Origin of the sequence: Micromonospora sp. NPDC020750, from assembly GCF_044334565.1 — a bacterium.
Classification (GTDB): Bacteria; Actinomycetota; Actinomycetes; order Mycobacteriales; family Micromonosporaceae; genus Micromonospora.
On record NZ_JBIRTH010000007.1, the window covers coordinates 380,484 to 395,910 of the forward strand.

At 72.8% G+C, this 15,427-nt stretch carries 17 protein-coding genes and 1 tRNA gene; 8 read left to right on the top strand and 10 right to left on the bottom strand.

The features are described from left to right. Window positions 1-20 precede the first annotated feature (20 nt). The 3 genes from ACH4T9_RS23210 to ACH4T9_RS23220 are packed head-to-tail and all read right to left on the bottom strand — an operon-like array spanning window position 21 to window position 2,761. Window positions 21-1,466 carry a protein phosphatase 2C domain-containing protein gene (locus tag ACH4T9_RS23210; protein WP_396671780.1) on the bottom strand — a complete coding sequence of 482 codons (1,446 nt, stop codon included), beginning with the start codon at window positions 1,464-1,466 and terminating at the stop codon, window positions 21-23. Beyond that, window positions 1,463-1,951 (bottom strand): FHA domain-containing protein, encoded by a 489-nt coding sequence (locus ACH4T9_RS23215; RefSeq protein ID WP_350880350.1) that lies wholly within the window; start codon window positions 1,949-1,951, stop codon window positions 1,463-1,465. The genes ACH4T9_RS23210 and ACH4T9_RS23215 overlap by 4 nt, the downstream gene beginning before the upstream one ends. A 6-nt stretch (window positions 1,952-1,957) precedes the next feature. Then, window positions 1,958-2,761, bottom strand: coding sequence for a DUF3662 and FHA domain-containing protein (locus ACH4T9_RS23220; protein ID WP_161688773.1), 804 nt, complete (start codon window positions 2,759-2,761; stop codon window positions 1,958-1,960). Between the two features lie 206 nt (window positions 2,762-2,967). Here ACH4T9_RS23220 and ACH4T9_RS23225 point away from each other — a divergent pair. From ACH4T9_RS23225 to ACH4T9_RS23240, 4 genes are all read left to right on the top strand, one after another. Beyond that, window positions 2,968-3,053 (top strand) — tRNA-Leu (locus ACH4T9_RS23225). A gap of 128 nt (window positions 3,054-3,181) precedes the next feature. Continuing rightward, the gene (locus ACH4T9_RS23230; protein ID WP_396671781.1) at window positions 3,182-4,255 is read left to right on the top strand and encodes an NAD-dependent epimerase/dehydratase family protein; all 1,074 of its coding nucleotides are present in this window, start codon (window positions 3,182-3,184) and stop codon (window positions 4,253-4,255) included. After that, entirely contained in the window at window positions 4,252-5,058 is an 807-nt protein-coding gene (locus ACH4T9_RS23235; RefSeq protein WP_396671782.1) for a WecB/TagA/CpsF family glycosyltransferase, read from the top strand. The genes ACH4T9_RS23230 and ACH4T9_RS23235 overlap by 4 nt, the downstream gene beginning before the upstream one ends. Before the next feature lie 285 nt (window positions 5,059-5,343). Then, window positions 5,344-5,946, top strand: a complete 603-nt coding sequence (locus ACH4T9_RS23240; RefSeq protein WP_396671783.1) for a hypothetical protein — start codon at window positions 5,344-5,346, stop codon at window positions 5,944-5,946. On the opposite strand, the gene ACH4T9_RS23245 is transcribed toward ACH4T9_RS23240, so the two are convergent. From ACH4T9_RS23245 to ACH4T9_RS23255, 3 genes are all read right to left on the bottom strand, one after another. Then, window positions 5,914-6,321, bottom strand: coding sequence for a hypothetical protein (locus ACH4T9_RS23245; RefSeq protein ID WP_396671784.1), 408 nt, complete (start codon window positions 6,319-6,321; stop codon window positions 5,914-5,916). The two genes, ACH4T9_RS23240 and ACH4T9_RS23245, sit on opposite strands and share 33 nt — an antisense overlap. Before the next feature lie 233 nt (window positions 6,322-6,554). Further along, window positions 6,555-6,776: a DUF397 domain-containing protein gene (locus tag ACH4T9_RS23250; RefSeq protein ID WP_387025515.1), complete on the bottom strand. Its 222-nt coding sequence runs from the start codon at window positions 6,774-6,776 to the stop codon at window positions 6,555-6,557. Then, a complete protein-coding gene (locus tag ACH4T9_RS23255; RefSeq protein WP_396671785.1) occupies window positions 6,746-7,627 on the bottom strand; it encodes a helix-turn-helix domain-containing protein in 882 nt (293 codons plus the stop codon). Before ACH4T9_RS23255 ends, ACH4T9_RS23250 begins: the two co-directional genes overlap by 31 nt. 623 nt (window positions 7,628-8,250) lie before the next feature. On the opposite strand from ACH4T9_RS23255, the gene ACH4T9_RS23260 reads away from it, so the two are divergent. Together ACH4T9_RS23260 and ACH4T9_RS23265 are read left to right on the top strand one after the other, a co-directional pair. Further along, window positions 8,251-8,535 carry a hypothetical protein gene (locus tag ACH4T9_RS23260; protein ID WP_396671786.1) on the top strand — a complete coding sequence of 95 codons (285 nt, stop codon included), beginning with the start codon at window positions 8,251-8,253 and terminating at the stop codon, window positions 8,533-8,535. 102 nt (window positions 8,536-8,637) lie between these two features. Continuing rightward, a complete protein-coding gene (locus ACH4T9_RS23265; RefSeq protein WP_396671787.1) occupies window positions 8,638-9,087 on the top strand; it encodes a hypothetical protein in 450 nt (149 codons plus the stop codon). 107 nt (window positions 9,088-9,194) lie between these two features. Here the strand turns inward: ACH4T9_RS23265 and ACH4T9_RS23270 are convergent, their stop codons facing one another. After that, complete coding sequence (locus ACH4T9_RS23270; protein ID WP_396671788.1) at window positions 9,195-9,935, bottom strand: PASTA domain-containing protein; 741 nt, start codon at window positions 9,933-9,935, stop codon at window positions 9,195-9,197. Window positions 9,936-10,066: 131 nt separating this feature from the next. Beyond that, a complete protein-coding gene (locus ACH4T9_RS23275; RefSeq protein WP_396671789.1) occupies window positions 10,067-10,759 on the bottom strand; it encodes a PASTA domain-containing protein in 693 nt (230 codons plus the stop codon). 108 nt (window positions 10,760-10,867) lie between these two features. On the opposite strand from ACH4T9_RS23275, the gene ACH4T9_RS23280 reads away from it, so the two are divergent. Further along, the gene (locus ACH4T9_RS23280; RefSeq protein WP_396671790.1) at window positions 10,868-12,319 is read left to right on the top strand and encodes a hypothetical protein; all 1,452 of its coding nucleotides are present in this window, start codon (window positions 10,868-10,870) and stop codon (window positions 12,317-12,319) included. Window positions 12,320-12,326: 7 nt separating this feature from the next. On the opposite strand, the gene ACH4T9_RS23285 is transcribed toward ACH4T9_RS23280, so the two are convergent. Then, entirely contained in the window at window positions 12,327-13,805 is a 1,479-nt protein-coding gene (locus tag ACH4T9_RS23285) for a glutamate--cysteine ligase (protein WP_396671791.1), read from the bottom strand. Between the two features lie 359 nt (window positions 13,806-14,164). Next, window positions 14,165-14,746, bottom strand: coding sequence for a YceI family protein (locus tag ACH4T9_RS23290; protein ID WP_396671792.1), 582 nt, complete (start codon window positions 14,744-14,746; stop codon window positions 14,165-14,167). Window positions 14,747-14,847: 101 nt separating this feature from the next. On the opposite strand from ACH4T9_RS23290, the gene ACH4T9_RS23295 reads away from it, so the two are divergent. Beyond that, complete coding sequence (locus ACH4T9_RS23295) at window positions 14,848-15,357, top strand: MarR family winged helix-turn-helix transcriptional regulator (protein ID WP_396671793.1); 510 nt, start codon at window positions 14,848-14,850, stop codon at window positions 15,355-15,357. Window positions 15,358-15,427 lie beyond the last annotated feature (70 nt).

Genomic DNA, 15,427 nt, shown 5'->3' on the forward strand with positions numbered 1-15,427 from the left:
CGGATTTTCTCAGCCGACACTCACTCGGGCGATCGGCAGCCGGCGGGGTCGCCCGGCGTGGCCGTGTCGGAGGGCGGAGCGTCGGGTGTCGTGGTGGGCGAGGACGTCAGGGTGGCTGCGGCTGATGGCGTCGCCGTGCCGCTCGGCGTGGCGGGTTCGCCGCTGGCGACCGCGGTACGGCTCGCCCCGGGGGTGGGGGTCGCCGGGCCCGGGTTGACCGGATCCGTCGTCGCCGTCGGGCCCGCCGGGCAGATCGGCTTGAGGTTCGGGTTCGCCGGGTCGTCACTGGTCAGCTCGGCCAGCCGGCGTTCGGCGTCCGGCTCGTTCTTGGCCGGGATGCCCTGCTTGACCTGCTCCTGCGCCGCCAGGGTGAGGTCGTCCAGCCGGGCGGGGCTGGTGGAGTGCACGGCCGAGAGGTCCAGGCCGGCGATCTGCCCCTGGACGCCCCGGAACACGGCCACGTCGCCCTGCTCTGTGGCGCCGACGTAGTACTGCCGCTGGGTGTAGCTCCAGCTGGCGAAGAGCACGCCACCGAGGATGACCACGAGGCCGAGGAGCATCGCGGTGGTCCGCAGCGGGCGACGCTTCGGACGGTCGTCGTCCTCCTCGGCCGGCTCCTCGGGTGCGGGCGGCCGGGGCGCGGACAGCGCCGAGGCGCGCGCGGCGGGCGTGGAGATGTCGGCGGAGGTGGCCATGCCCCGGTCGCGGGCGGCGGCGCCACCGACGATCGGGCTCGCCTCGACGATGTCATGGGCGGTGGCGTCGGCGATGATCACCGTGATGTTGTCCGGGCCGCCGCCGCGCAGCGCGAGCTGCACCAGCCGTTCGACGCACTGCTGCGGGTCGGTGTACTCGCGCAGGGTGTCGCCGATCGTCTCCGCACTGACGACGCCGGAGAGGCCGTCGCTGCAGATCAGGTAGCGGTCGCCTGGCAGCACCTGACGGACGCTGTACTCCGGGTCGATGTCGCGGCCGTCGAGCGCCCGGGTGAGCAACGAGCGCTGGGGGTGGCTGCTCGCCTCCTCGGCGCTGATCCGGCCCTCGTCGACGAGCATCTGGACGTACGTGTCGTCCTTGGTGATCTGCGCGAACTCACCGTTGCGCAGAAGATAGGCCCGCGAGTCACCGATGTGGACCATACCCAGCTTGGTGCCGGAGAAGAGGGTCGCGGTCAGCGTGGTGCCCATCCCCTCCAGCTGTGGGTTGGCGTCCACTGTGTCGCGGAGCTGCTGGTTGGCGGTGCCCACGGCCGAGCGCAACGCGTCGACCAGGGCGTCACCGGGGACGTCCTGGTCGAGCGGCTCCATGGCACCGATGACGATGTTGCTGGCGACGTCACCGGCGGCCATGCCGCCCATGCCGTCGGCGACGGCGAGAAGCCGCGGTCCGGCGTAGACGGAGTCCTGGTTACCGTCTCGGATCAGACCGCGGTCGCTGTGGGCCGCATAGCGCAGGGTCAGAGTCATGGCCGTAATTCGAGAGAGGTGCGGCCGATGCGGATCGGCACGCCGAGGGGGACGGGGGTTGGTCCGGTGACCTTAGCGCGATCCAGGTAGGTGCCGTTAGTCGATCCGAGGTCCTCGACAAACCATTGCCCGTCACGCGGCACGAGTCGGGCGTGTCGCGCGGAGGCGTAGTCGTCGGTGATGACCAGGGTCGAATCCTCGGCCCGACCGATGGTGATCTGCGATTCGCCCAGGGTGATCCGGGTGCCGGCGAGCTGCCCGGCGGTCACCACCAGCTGGTGCGCGGCCCGGCCCCGCTTCACCTTCGCCGGCTTGGCCTGTGGCTGCCCGGTCGATGCTCCCACCGCCCGTGGCGCGGCCACCAGTCGACCCGAACGGGCACCTGCGAACAGGTCCCGGCGGATGACGCCGACCACCGTGAACACGAAGATCCACAGCAGGATGAGGAACCCGAACCGGGCGACGGTGATGACGAGTTCCGGCAAGGCGGATCAGCCGTCCACGCGGAAGGTCAGGGTGGTGGTGCCGAGCTGGATCATGTCGCCCGGGTTGAGGGCGACGGCGGAGACCCGCTGGCCGTTGACCATGGTGCCGTTGGTCGACCCGAGATCGGTCAGCACAACCTGACCACCGTCGAAGTCCAGCCGGGCGTGTCGCCGGGAGATGCCGACGTCCGGCAGGCGCAGGTTGGCCTGGTCGCCGCGGCCGATCACCGTCGAGCCCATCTGGAGCGGATAGGTGCGGCCGTCGCCGGAGACCAGCCGGACGTTGCGCCCGCCGCCGTGCCCCGGCGGGGGGCCGTAGCCGCCGCCCTGGTCGTACGCCGGGTAGGCGGGCGGGCCCTGGTCGTAGCCGCCCTGGTCGTAGCCCGGCGCGGAGACCGGGGCGACGTCGCCGCCGGTGTAGACCTCGGCGGTGACCCGGAACATCCCGGTGTCGAGGCCCTCACCGCGCTCGATTTCGACGATCACGTCGCCGTAGACCGTCCAGGCCTGCTCGCCGATGAACTCCGCCTGCGACTGGGCCAGTTCCTGGGCCAGCGCGGCGGCGTACGGCGCCAGACGGCTGTGGTCGTAGGGCGAGAGATCGATCACGTAGCGGTTGGGCACCAGCGTTCGCCCACCGGCCAGGATCGCCTTGTGCGCCTCGGCCTCCCGCTGCATGGCGTTGAGGATCTCCACAGGGTGAACCACCCCTTTGAAGACTTTGGCGAAGGCTCCCTCGACCAGGCCTTCCAAACGCTTCTCAAAGCGTTGCAGCACGCTCACCGGCTCCTCCTCGGGTCCCGAGGACATGATGGTATCCGGCCGGCGCGCGTGCAGCTCACACGCCGCTCGGCCGCCCGCTGCCGGCCCGCTCGGGCGGGCCGGTGCCCTCGTGCTACAGTTTCGTCCGCCACGAACGGTAACCGGTCGTGGCCAGGGTCGGAAAGACCGTAGGATGTGCCGGGCCGCTGACAACGGCGGAGCCGGGGCAAGCTACAGTTTTCCCGGTCAGCCACGGGGAAGTGGCGGAATGGCAGACGCGCACGGTTCAGGTCCGTGTGTCCGAAAGGACGTGGGGGTTCAACTCCCCCCTTCCCCACCAGATCGAGGGCTCCGCAGCGATGCGGGGCCCTCGAGTCGTTGCGGGGGGCCCGCGTCGCGTCCGGCCGGTGCCGGACGTCACGCTATGCTCCGATCGTTTCCCTGCCTCCTATGGACCAGGAGTGGCGTGTGAGTGTCGCGTTGGTGACCGGATCGGGCGGCTTGATCGGTTCCGAGGCGGTCCGGCACTTCGCCGGCCTCGGTCTCGACGTCGTCGGCATCGACAACGACATGCGGCAGGAGTTCTTCGGCGCCGAGGCGTCGACCGCGTGGAACGTCCGGCGGCTGTCCGAGGAACTGGGCGGGGCGTACTCCCACCACAGCATCGACATCCGGGACCGCGACTCGCTGGCGAAGCTCTTCGCCCGGTACGGCCGCGACATCGCCGTGGTGATCCACACCGCCGCGCAGCCGTCGCACGACTGGGCGGTCCGGGACCCGTTCACCGACTTCGACGTCAACGCCGGCGGCACCCTCAACGTGCTGCAGAACGTCCGCGAACACTGCGTCGAGGCGCCGGTGATCCACTGCTCCACCAACAAGGTGTACGGCGACCGCCCCAACAGCCTCCCCCTGGTCGAGTTGGAGACCCGGTGGGAGATCGAGCCGGGGCACCCGTACGAGCAGGGCATCCGCGAGGACATGTCGATCGACGCCTGCCTGCACTCGGTCTTCGGCGCGTCCAAGGTCGCCGCCGACGTGATGGTGCAGGAGTACGGCCGCTACTTCGGGATGCGGACCGCCTGCTTCCGGGGCGGCACGCTGACCGGCCCGGCGCACTCCGCGACCGAGCTGCACGGCTTCCTCGGGTACGTGATGCGGGCCAACATGGAACGCCGCACGTACCGGATCTTCGGTTACCAGGGCAAGCAGGTCCGGGACGCTATCCACAGCTCGGACGTGGTCTCGGCGTTCGAGGCGTTCTTCCGCGACCCGCGCCCGGCGGCCGTCTACAACCTCGGTGGCGGCCGGCACTCCAACATCTCGATGCGCGAGGTCTTCGCCCTGGCCGAGGAGATCACCGGCCAGGAAATGATCACCGAGTACGACGAGGTGAACCGGGTCGGCGACCACAAGTGGTGGATCGGCTCGAACGAGGCGTTCCAGGCCGACTACCCGCAGTGGAAGCAGGTCTACGACGTGCCGATGATCGCGCGCGAGATCCACGAGGCCAACGTGGACAAGTGGGTTCCGGGCGCGTGACCGTCGACAGCAAGCGCAACGTCCTCGGCGTCCTGGTCGACGCCACCGACTACGCCGGCGCGACCGAGCGAGTGGTGGCCGCGGCGCGCGAGCGTCGGCCGCTGGCGCTGACCGCGCTCGCCGTGCACGGCGTGATGACCGGCGTGCTCGACCCGGCACACAACGCCCGGCTCAACTCGTTCGACGTGGTCACCCCTGACGGGCAGCCGGTGCGCTGGGCGCTGAACCTGCTGCACCACGCCGGCCTGGCCGACCGGGTCTACGGCCCGCTGCTGACCCTGCACGTGCTGCGCCGCTTCGCCGAGGAGGGCCTGCCGGTCTACCTCTACGGCTCGACGGAGGACACCCTGGGCCGGCTGATCCCGGAGCTGGAGCGGATGTTCCCGGCCCTGAAGATCGCCGGGGTGGAGCCGTCGAAGTTCCGGGCCGTACAGCCGGGCGAGGACGTCGAGATCGCCGACCGGATCAGGGCCAGCGGTGCCCGGCTCGTCCTGGTCGGGCTGGGCTGCCCCCGCCAGGAGGTCTGGGCGTACGCCATGCGGCCCCTGCTGGACATGCCGCTGATGGCGGTCGGGGCTGCCTTCGACTACCACGCCGGCCTGCTCCGCAAGCCACCGCCGTGGATGCAGCGGGCCGGGCTGGAATGGTTCTGGCGGCTCGGCCTGGAGCCGAAGCGGCTCTGGCGCCGGTACGTCATCCTCAACCCGGCCTACCTGGGCCGGCTGGCGGCGCAGAAGACCGGCCTGTGGAAGGCGAAGCCGCCCACCCCGGCCGCCGAGCGTCCGGCCACCTTCGCCGTCTGACCGTCTTTCGCGGTCCGACCGGGCTTTCGCGGTCCGACCGGGCCTCGTCCTCGGGGGCCGCCGGCGGGCGCGGTTCGGGCCCTGTGCAGCTGCCCCGTCCACGCCACCGCCCCAGCGCGGGCCGGTGAGAGGGGCTCCGCCCGCGCAGACGGGGCAGCTCCACAGGGGGCGGACGAGAGCAGGACGCCTCCCGCCGACCCCCGCCCCCCTACTGGTGGCAGTTGCGGGACGAACCGGGGGCTGGCCCGGATTCGCCCCGGGGCCGGGTTGGGCGAGGCTGGGCGCATGGATGGGCATCTCATCGTTCTACTGCTGGTCGCCGGCGTCTGGCTGGCCGCGGGGTTCCTCGCCGACCGGCTGCCCCGGCTGGACCGCGCCCGGGCACTGCACCGGCGTACCGGATGGGTACTCGCCCTGACCCTGACCGGCCTCGGCCTGACGGCGGGCGTGCTGGCCGCCGGGTTGCAGAGCGCCGGCGCCGGCACGGTGGACCGGGCCGCCGCCGGGCTCGCGCTGGCGGCCCCACCCGCGTTGCTCGTCGCGGTCTGCACCGCCCGGCGGATCCGCCGGCTGCGGACCGGCGCGGGCGCCCTCGCCACGGCACCGCATGCCCCAGCCCCGCACGGCCTGCGGGCCGCTGCCGCCCATCCGCTCGTCGGCCTGCCGCTCCAGGTCACCGGCCTGGCCACCGTCCCGGGTGTGCTCTCGGCCAGCGGCCTGGAGGTCTTCGCCGGGCCCGGCACGACCGGGGTCGCGGTCACCGTCGGCGCGCTGGGTGTCGCCGCCATCGGGGTACGACACGCGCTGCGCCACAGCCGGCTGGCCGAGCGGGCGCTGCCCCAGCAGCAGCCGGGGTCATCGCGGGTGGCCAGTCCCCTGCACGTATAGCAGCTCCAGGATCGCCCGGGTCGCCTCGAACCAGCGGTCCATCCAGCCGGGCGGGGGCACGCTCCCCTTCGGCGGCAGTTCCAGCAGCAGGCCGCGCAGCAACGGGTGGTCGGCCAGGGACTCGGCCGACCCGGTCGGCCAGCCGGCCGGCGGGAACGACGGCTCGGTGAGCGGGTTCGGGTCCAGCGAGGGCAGCGACAGCGGCGGCCCGGCCTGCTCGGGGGCTGGCGCCCCGCCTTCCCTGCCACCGAAATCGGTGTCGGCGGAGACCACCTCTGTCAGCACGGTGTCCCGGCGGGCCCCGCGGTACTTACCGCCGAACCGCTCCGGTTTGCCCGGACCGTTGGTGAGGTTCTCTGACCCGATCGTCGTCATCGTCTCGCCTGCCTCGCTCGGTTACCGATCCGTGCGGCGGGTTGTCGACCAGCGCCGTACCGAGAGGTACAACGACCCGGGGCGGGGGTGGCGACGGGTCCGGATCCGATCCGTGCCGCTGGCCGCCGATCCGTACCCGCAGGTCACGGTCCCACCCCGGGACGCGCGGCGGGCGCGGAACGTCCGGCAACGCTGCCGGACGGGCCGCGCCCGCCGTGTCTGGGTCCGGTCCGTCAGTCCCGGGCGAAGGTGCCTTCCCTGGTGCCGGCGACGAAGGCGTGCCAGTCACCCGGAGCGAAGATCAGGTTGGGCCCGCTCTTGTCCTTCGAGTCCCGCACCCCGACCGCCCCGGTCACGTACGCCACCTCGACGCAGTTGTCACAGTTCGGCCCACTTTTCGAGCTCTTGAACCACGTCACCCGCGTCAGGTCCCCACGGGACCACTTGGTCGCCACTTCCACAACGGCTCCTCTGCCAGTTTTGCGATCTGTGCGATGGATTCCTCCGGCCGTGTGGCTGCTGCTCGAATGTGATCGAAGATGAAGTTGTACTTCTGCAGTTCGTCGCTCTTCTCGAGGAAGAGCCCACCCGTGGCGTTCTCCGCGTACACGACATCGGGATCACCCGCTTCGGGGAAGCTGAGGATGGTGAAGGTGCCGTCCATGCCGGCGTGCGCCCCTACCGAGAACGGCAGGATCTGGAGCGTCACGTTCGGCAGCTCCGCCACCTCCACCAGCCGCCTGAGCTGACCACGCATCACCGCGTCGCCGCCCACCGGCCGGCTCAGCACCGCCTCATCGAGCACCACCCAGAGATCGACCGAATCGTCCTGGGTCAACAACGACTGGCGGTCGATTCGGACACGCACTCTCTGCTGGACCTGATCGGCGGTGAAGTCCGGACGGGCGGCGCGGATCATCGCCGAGGCGTACTCCTCGGTCTCCAACAGGCCCGGCACCACCTGCTGCTCGTACGTCCGGATGGAGCTCGCGGCCGACTCCAGGCCGACGAACGACCCGACCAGCACCGTGCTGTACGGGTGCCACCAGCCCTTCTGCCGGGCCTCCCGGGCGATCTGCACCAGCTCGTCGCTCTCGGTGCCGGACACCCCGTAGATCAGCAGCATGTCCCGGACATCGCGCGGGGTGGCGGTGGTGTGGCCGGTCTCGATCCGGGAGATCTTCGACGCGGAGCACTCCAGCCGCTCGGCGACCACCTCGATCGTGATGCGTGCCGCGTCGCGGTGGCGGCGCAGCTCGGCGCCGAGCCTGCGACGGCGGATGGTGGGGCTGTGTCGCTCGCTCACGGCGTCCCCCAGCGGGCCACGTGGCCGGACCGATCGCTGCTCGCGCTCACCCGGTTACCTCCGGTCGATCGCGCCCGGATTCGACGCCCGCCGGGGGCGCGACCGTCGGGCGGCGAGCGTTTTCGCGGCAGAGGCGTGGTGCGGTCGTCGACCGGCCGCGGCGGGCGAAACCGGCGTCCAGTGTGCCGCCCCGGGGACAGCGGCATCAAGCGTCTATTTCCGCGCGCCGCTCACGTATCGGCAAAAGTCGACATGCAACTTGCATGAAACACGCCGCTGATGCAGTCTGTCCGTAGGGCCAAGGTCACTCACCGTTCCGGTCGGCCACCGGAGAGGCGGGCGCTCCGCCGCGACGGAGCGCCCGGTCGAGGGGCCCGGCCCAGGCACCACACGGACCTGCCCCGGTTCCAGGCCCCGTTGCCGCATGCCGCTGGCTGCGACGGCGGGCGCGACGACCGGGTGCAGTCGGGTGATGGTCGGGTGACGGCACGCCACCAGCGGGCACAACCCGACCACCACCGCCCGCCTGACCGGTTCACGAGGCACGACCACGTGACCGGGCCCACGGCATCCCCCGAAATCACCGCCGGCGTACGCCGGCCGATCCTTTCCAGGAGTCCTCTGTGCTTCCTCGCTCAGGTGACGTAGTGCACGTGACTCGCGCGGCGAGTGTCCAGTTCCTCAGACCGATCATGTTCCGCGTGATCCGGGTACACGACTGGCCCACGTACGAAGGTTGGGTGTGGCTCAACGGCTACGAGTTGAACGCGGCGGGGGACGCGGTCAGCCAGCGGTCGATCTTCGTGCAGGCGGCCGGGCTGCGTCAGCTCCGGACCGCGCCGCAGCCCCAACAGCACACCGTCCGCCAGCGCCGCCCGGTAGTCCGTACGGCGGTCCGGGTGGGCTGACCCACCGGAATCGCAGGTCGGGAGGCGTGCCGCCGGCATAGAATCGGTACGCCCACCCCGGCGAACGTTTCCACCCCGCGCGTCCCGGACCCTGAACCTGGGATGGTCATGGTCATTCTGCCCGCCGCGCGGCGACACCACCGCTCCCGCACCCTCTACGCCTTCGGCCTGCTGGCGCTGCTCGGCGCCGTCACCACCCTCGTGGTGGTGGTCCGATATCCGGCCCTGTCCGCCACCGAGCTGAGCGCTCCGGTCCCGGCCCCCGAGATCACCGTGGTGGACGAGCGGCCCGATCCCGGGCCGGACTGGGCCGACCGGGACCCCCCGGCAGGGGCGCGGGGCGCTCCGGCGGGGGTGGTCGGCGTACCGGGCCCCGCCGGAGCGGGCGCCGGCGACGGAACGGACGCGGTGGTCGAGGCCCACCGGGCACCGGGCGGGGCAGCGGAACGCCGGGACGGCGTGAGCCGCTCACTGTTCTGGTCCGGGGTCCTCGGCCTGGCCATCTCGCTGGCCGGACTGGGACTCGTCGGGACCAGACGCCGGAGGTGGTGAGCGCCCGACCGACACGGCGAGGGCTCCGGCGCCGTCGAGGGCCGGAGGTGGTGACCGCCCGACCGACACGGCGGGGCCCCTCGCCGCCGAGGGCCGGCCCGGCAGCATCAGGGCGTCGGACCGGCAGCCGTGGTCGCCGACGGCTCGACCGCGCTGGTGGTGGGTGCCGGGGCCGCCGCGACCACCAGCGTGACCTCCTCCCCGGCGGGCACCAGCTCGCCGGGGCCGGGATCGGTCTCAAGCACCGTGCCGGCCGGCTGGTCGGACTCCCGAGCCTCGACCCGGTGCTCGATGCCGAGTTCGTCCAGGACCTGCTCGGCCCTCGCCCGGGACAGCCCGACCAGCGGCGGCATCGGCACCGCGGGTCGGGTGGTCGACGGCGGGGTGCTGGACGGCCCGGCGGTCGTCGCCCCAGTCGTCGGAGCGTCGGTCGTCGGAGCGCCGGTCGTCGCCGGGGCGGTGGTCGGCCGCGCCGATGGGGTTTCCCCGGGACCGGAAGAGTCGTCGGCCGACGCGAGCAGCCAGAGGCCGGCCCCGAGCAGGCCGACAAGCAGCAGCGCCAGGACACCGAGCAGGATCGGCGTCCACCAGCGCCGGCCGGGCTGGTCCTCGGCGTACCAGTCCTCGCCGGCCGGGTCGCGGTAGTCCGCCGGGCGCGGCGGCGGGACCCCGGCCCGCCCGGACCAGACCGCGGGGGTGGCCGGCGGCTGCCGACCGGTGTCCCCGGACCGGGGCAGCGGGCGGGTCGCGTCGGCCGGTTCCTCGGCGGGCAGCCCGCGCGAGGAACCCGGCAGCGGCCGGGTGCGATCGTCGTCGTCGGGTGGCGGGTCCTGGCGGTCGTCGCTCATCGCACGTCATCTCCCCACCGGGCGGGCGGCCTGGCCCTCGGCGTTCACGCTAACCGCTGCCGCGCGCATCGGCCGGGATCAGCGCGGCGAGCCGCAGGGGTGGGAGGCCAGTCGGTGCGCCGGGCCGGAGGTCACGGGGTCGGTGTCGGCTCCCCGCTCGGCTCCGCCGGCTCCTTGCCGCAGGTCAGGGTCACCGAGTCGTTCCAGTACGCCGTGCTGTCGGGCACCGGGTCCTGTGCAGTGACGACGCCGGCCCGGCCGGTGCGGTAGCGCGGGTAGAGGCCCTCCTCGACCAGGTCGTCGGCCGCGTCGGAGCAGTCGTCGTCGAGCAGGTCCGGGACGCTGACCTCGGGCGCCGGCCCCGCGACGTGCAGCGTGACGGTGGTGCCCCGGCGCACGGGCGAGCCGACCGGGGGGTTGGCGCTTCGCACGTCCCGCCCCGACCCGGTGCCGAAGACCAGCCGCCAGCCGAGCCGGTGGTCCCGCAGTTCGTCCCGGGCGTCCGCGAAGTCCGTGCCCACCACCGGCGGGACGGTCAGCCCGCCGGACGGGGTGGGCACGCTGGTCCTGGGCGCGGGCGGCGCAGTCGTCCGGACCGTCGGGGACGGGGTCTCGGAGGGGGTGACCGGTACCGTCGCGCCGGCGTCCGCGTTCGGGCTGGCCGGTGGGGCGTCCTCGCCGGCCAGCAGCCAGCCGCCGGCCGCGCCACCGGCCGCGAGGAGCACGACGGCGAGGCCCCCGCCGAGCACCCTGGCCCTCCGGCCCGACCTGGATCCGCCCGGCTCGTCGGAGTGCATCTCCCGAGCGTTGTTCCCGTCCGTCATCGCGCCCACCATCTCATCACCGGCGACCGTATCGGGCCGCGCCAAGCGCCGGGCCCCGCTCTGCGCCACGACTCGCCGGGCCGACCTCGGGACGTTACGCTCCCCGGCATGGCCAGACGGGGCTGGGGAGGATCGATCGCCACGGCGGTCGGCGTCGCTGCCGGCGCGGGCGCGGCCCAACTGGGCTTCGGCTACGGGCTGGGCATCATCAACTGGGCGGCGGCGGACGTCGGTGGCGGGACGGCCTGGGTGGCCGGCCTCGCCTGGTCGACCTGGATCGCGAGCACCTCGACGATCGCCGGCGCGGTCTGCGCCCAGCGGCTGCGGCAGCGCGGCTCGACACCGGCGACCCCCGTCCCGGACGCTCCCCCCGCCACCGAGCAACGACCGGAAGCGCCCGCCGCGCCCGACGTCCCGGCGGGTGGCGGCTCCCCCGACGGGCCGGACCCGGTCGGTACGCCCGCCCGGGTGGACCTGGTCGGCGCCCCCACCGGGCCCGAGCCGGTCGGTGTGCCGTCCGCGCCCGAGCCGGTCGGTGTGCCGTCCGGGCCCGAGCCGGTCGGTGGGCCCGGGGTGGGCCCGGACGACTCCTCCGATGCGGCCGCTTCCGTCCCGGTCCCCGGCGGTTCCGGGTGGGGCGAGGTCGGCGGGCTCGGATCGACGGTCCTGGCGCTCGCCGGGGGCGTCGGCGCGCTGGTCACCTTGCTGCTGGTGGCTGTACCGGCCCGGGTGGCGAGCGTCCCGGACGTCTCCGCGCCGCAGGCCGTGGCAGCCGCGTACGCCGGGGTCGGGGTGCTGATCGGGATGCTGGTGGCCAGGTGGGCGCTGCGCTCGCCGGCTGCGGCGGCCGGCGTGATCGCCACCGTCGGCTGGCTCTGGCTGCTCGCAATGGTCGCCGTGGCGGACGGGGTGTTCTCGGGGCGCGGGCTGACCACCGCCCAGCTCGGCATCTGGCAGCTCAGCGCGGACCGGCCAGGCTTTTGGATCCGGGACTGGTTCTACTGGCCCGGCGCGCTCCTGGCGCTCGGCTCGGCACTGCTGATCGGCGCGCTGGCCGCGCGGCGTACCGCCCGGTCGCCGGAGCACCGGCTCGGGGCGGCGGCCTCGGGCGCGGCGGGCCCGCTGCTCGTCGCGCTGGCCTACCTGCTGGCCGTGCCCGGCCTCGCCACGATCGGGCGGGAGCAGGTGTCGGCCCACCTCGTCGCGCCGTACGCGGTGCTGGCCGGTCTCGCCGGGTCGATGCTGACCGCCACCCTGGCCCAACGGGCGGTGGCCCGCCGCGCCGGCGTACCGGTGCCGCCGGCGGCCCTGCCCGGGTCCGAGGCCGCGGTGCTGGTGCCCCGGCAGCGGGCCGGCCTGGCCGACGCCGAGCCGGAAACGCCCACCGCAGGCCGGGCCGGCCCACTCGCGCCCGATACCGGCACGGAAACGCCGGCCGCAGTCCGGGCCGGCCCGCTCACGCCCGATACCGGCACGGAAACGCCGGCCGCCGTGGAGGCGGCCACCGAGCCCCGGCCGCCGACTGCGCCGAAGCCCCGCGGCGGCCGGCGCGCCCGGTGACGCCGGGTCAGTCGACCGGCCAGGTGTGCACCGGCTCGTTGCTGCGCTGGAGCGCCACGTAGCGCTGCGCCATGTCGTGCAGGGCCGCACCACGGTCCATCCCCCGGTGCCGCTCGGCGGCCCAGACCGCCTCGGTCTGCCACACGGCGCCGTTGCGGCCGGTGCGGCACCGCTGCTCGATGATGCCGAGCAGGCGGTCCCGCTCTGCCGGCGCGACGCCGAAGCGGTCCAGCCCGACGGCCGCCGTCGGCAGCAGGGTGTCGAGCACCAGCTTGGTCACCGGCACGTCCCCGAGGCGGGGCCAGTGCAGGACGGCGTCCATGCCACGCCGGGCGGCGGTGTGGAAGTTCTCCTCCGCCGAGCTGAATGTCAACTGGCTCCAGATCGGCCGGTCCGCCTCGGCCAGGCCTCGGGCCAGCCCGAAGTAGAAGGCCGCGTTCGCCAGCATGTCGACCACCGTGGGACCGGCCGGCAGCACCCGGTTCTCCACCCGCAGGTGCGGACGGCCGTTCATGATGTCGTAGACCGGCCGGTTCCAGCGGTAGACCGTGCCGTTGTGCAGCCGCAGCTCCGCCAGTTCGGGGACGCCGCCGGCGTGCAGCACCTCGACGGGGTCCTCGTCACCGCAAATCGGCAGCAGCGGCGGGAAGTAGCGGACGTTCTCCTCGAACAGGTCGAAGATCGAGGTGATCCAGCGCTCCCCGAACCAGACCCGGGGGCGAACGCCCTGGGCCTTCAGCTCGTCGGGGCGGGTGTCGGTGGCCTGCTGGAACAGGGCGATCCGGGTCTCCGCCCAGAGCTGCCGGCCGTACAGGAAGGGCGAGTTCGCCCCGACCGCGACCTGGACGCCCGCGATGGCCTGGGAGGCGTTCCAGTAGTCGGCGAAGCTGTCCGGGGCGACCTGGAGATGGAACTGAAGGCTGGTGCAGGCGGCCTCCGGCGCGATGGAGTCCGTGTACGTCTGCAACCGCTCGATGCCGCGGATGTCCAGTTCGATGTCCTCGCCGCGGGCACCCACGATCTGGTCGTTGAGCACCCGGTACCGGACGGCGGTGGAGAGGTTGTCGGCGACCAGGTGGCGCTCGGTGAGGGTGGGCAGGATGCCGACCAACACGATCCGGGCCTCGGACCTCGCCGCCCGCTCGTCGGCCCGGGTCAGGCTGCCGTGGAGGTCCTGCTCGTAGTCGGCGAAGCCGCTGCCCTCGATCAGCCGGGGTTTGGCGTTCAACTCCAGGTTGAACTGCCCCAGCTCGGTCTGGAAGAGCGGGTCGGCGATGTCCGCGAGGATCTGCTCGTTGCGCATTGCCGGCTCGGCCGCCGGGTCCATCAGGTTGAGTTCGATCTCCAGCCCGGTCATCGGCCGGTCGGCGTCGAACCCGAAGTCGTCCAACATCAGCGCGAAGACGTCCAGACACCGCCGAACCTTCTGCCGGTAGCGGACCCTGTCCTCTCGGGAGAAGGCGCCCTGCTCGACGTCCCTACCCATGTGCCCTCCCGGCGCGAGGCACTACGGAGCGGTGTCGCCCCGCAGCGCATTGTGAACCTTCTACGGTAAATGCGCCCAACGCGCCGGGCCAGAGGCCGACGCCGGGCGATCACCGCGACGGACGACCGCGACCGGGACGAAGGACGCTGCCGACGGATCTCTACCCAGGTGGGCGCTCCCGCCACCGCTCACGACGTGCGGCGGCACGTGACAATCCGCACCGTCACCGGCTTGGGGCACCGGCTCAGCGTCGCCAGGGGCTCGTGGGCCGGCACGGCCGCGGGCCCGCGCCGACTGGTGCGACGCGGGCCCGCGGAGTCCCTCCGGTACGGGGACGCAGTCCCCGCGAGTTACGGGGATCAGGCCTGGCGGACGGCCTCGCCCTCGATCTCAATCTTGATCTTCTTGCCAACCAGCACGCCACCGGTCTCCAGGGCGACGTTCCAGGTCAGGCCGAAGTCCTCGCGGTCGATCTCGGTGCTCGCGGAGAAGCCGAAGATGTCCTGGCCGAACGGGCTGCGCCCGACGCCCTCGAACTCGACCTCCAGCTCCACCGGCCGGGTGACACCCTTGATGGTCAGCTCGCCGGAGAGCACGAACTCGTTGCCGTCCCGGGACTTCACGCCGGTGCTGCGGTACTCCAGGGTCGGGAAGGTCTCGGTGTCCAGGAACTCGGGACTGCGCAGGTGGGCGTCACGGTCGGCCTGGGCGGTGCTGATGCTCGCGGCCTGGATGGTCGCGGCGACCGAGGACAGCGCCGGGTCCTCGGCGATCGTGATCGTGGCGGTCGCGTCGGCGAACTCACCACGGACCTTGCTGACCATCATGTGCCTGGCGATGAAGCCGACCCGCTTGTGCGCCGCGTCCAGCAGATAGGTGCCGGCGGCCGGGATCGTGAGGCCGTCCCACTCGCGGGTGACAGATCCGGTGCTGCTGGTCATGGTGCTGTCCTCCAGGAAAGATTGTTTAGTAGCCCAACGGCTGACTGAGCAACTATAACCAGAGCAATATTCCCTGTGTCAAGCACTGCTACGATGGACGGGTGGACCAGAACGTTTTCGACGACCCCCGGATCACCGCCGTCGGCCTGCTCGTCGAGGCGCACGCCGGGCTGTCGGCCCGGTTCGCCGCCCAGTTCGAGGAGCACGGGCTGTCCCCGGTCGAGTTCGAGGTGCTGACCCGCCTCGCCCGCTCGCCCGGCAACCAGCTCCGGATGACGGACCTGGCCGCGCAGACCTCGCTCTCCACCAGCGGGGTGACCCGGGTGGTGGACCGGATGGAACGCGACGGGCTCATCCGCCGCCGGGCCTGCCCGTCCGACCGGCGCAGCTCGTACGCCGTGGTCACCGCAGCCGGCCTGGAACGGCTGGACCAGACCCTCCCAGGGCATCTGCGCATCATCGAGCAGTGGTTCACGGGCCAGTTGGCACCCGACACGCTGCACGTCCTCCTCGACGGCCTCCGGCGGGTACGCGACGCCGTGCACCCCGGGGCGACGGCGGGCAGCACCTACCCGAACCCGGGGGAGCCGGCCGCCCCGCTCGGCGGCTGACCCGACCGGCAGAAAGACCGGCAGAATCCGTTGAGCCACCGCAGCTATCCGGGCGGAACGGGCGAAGCAC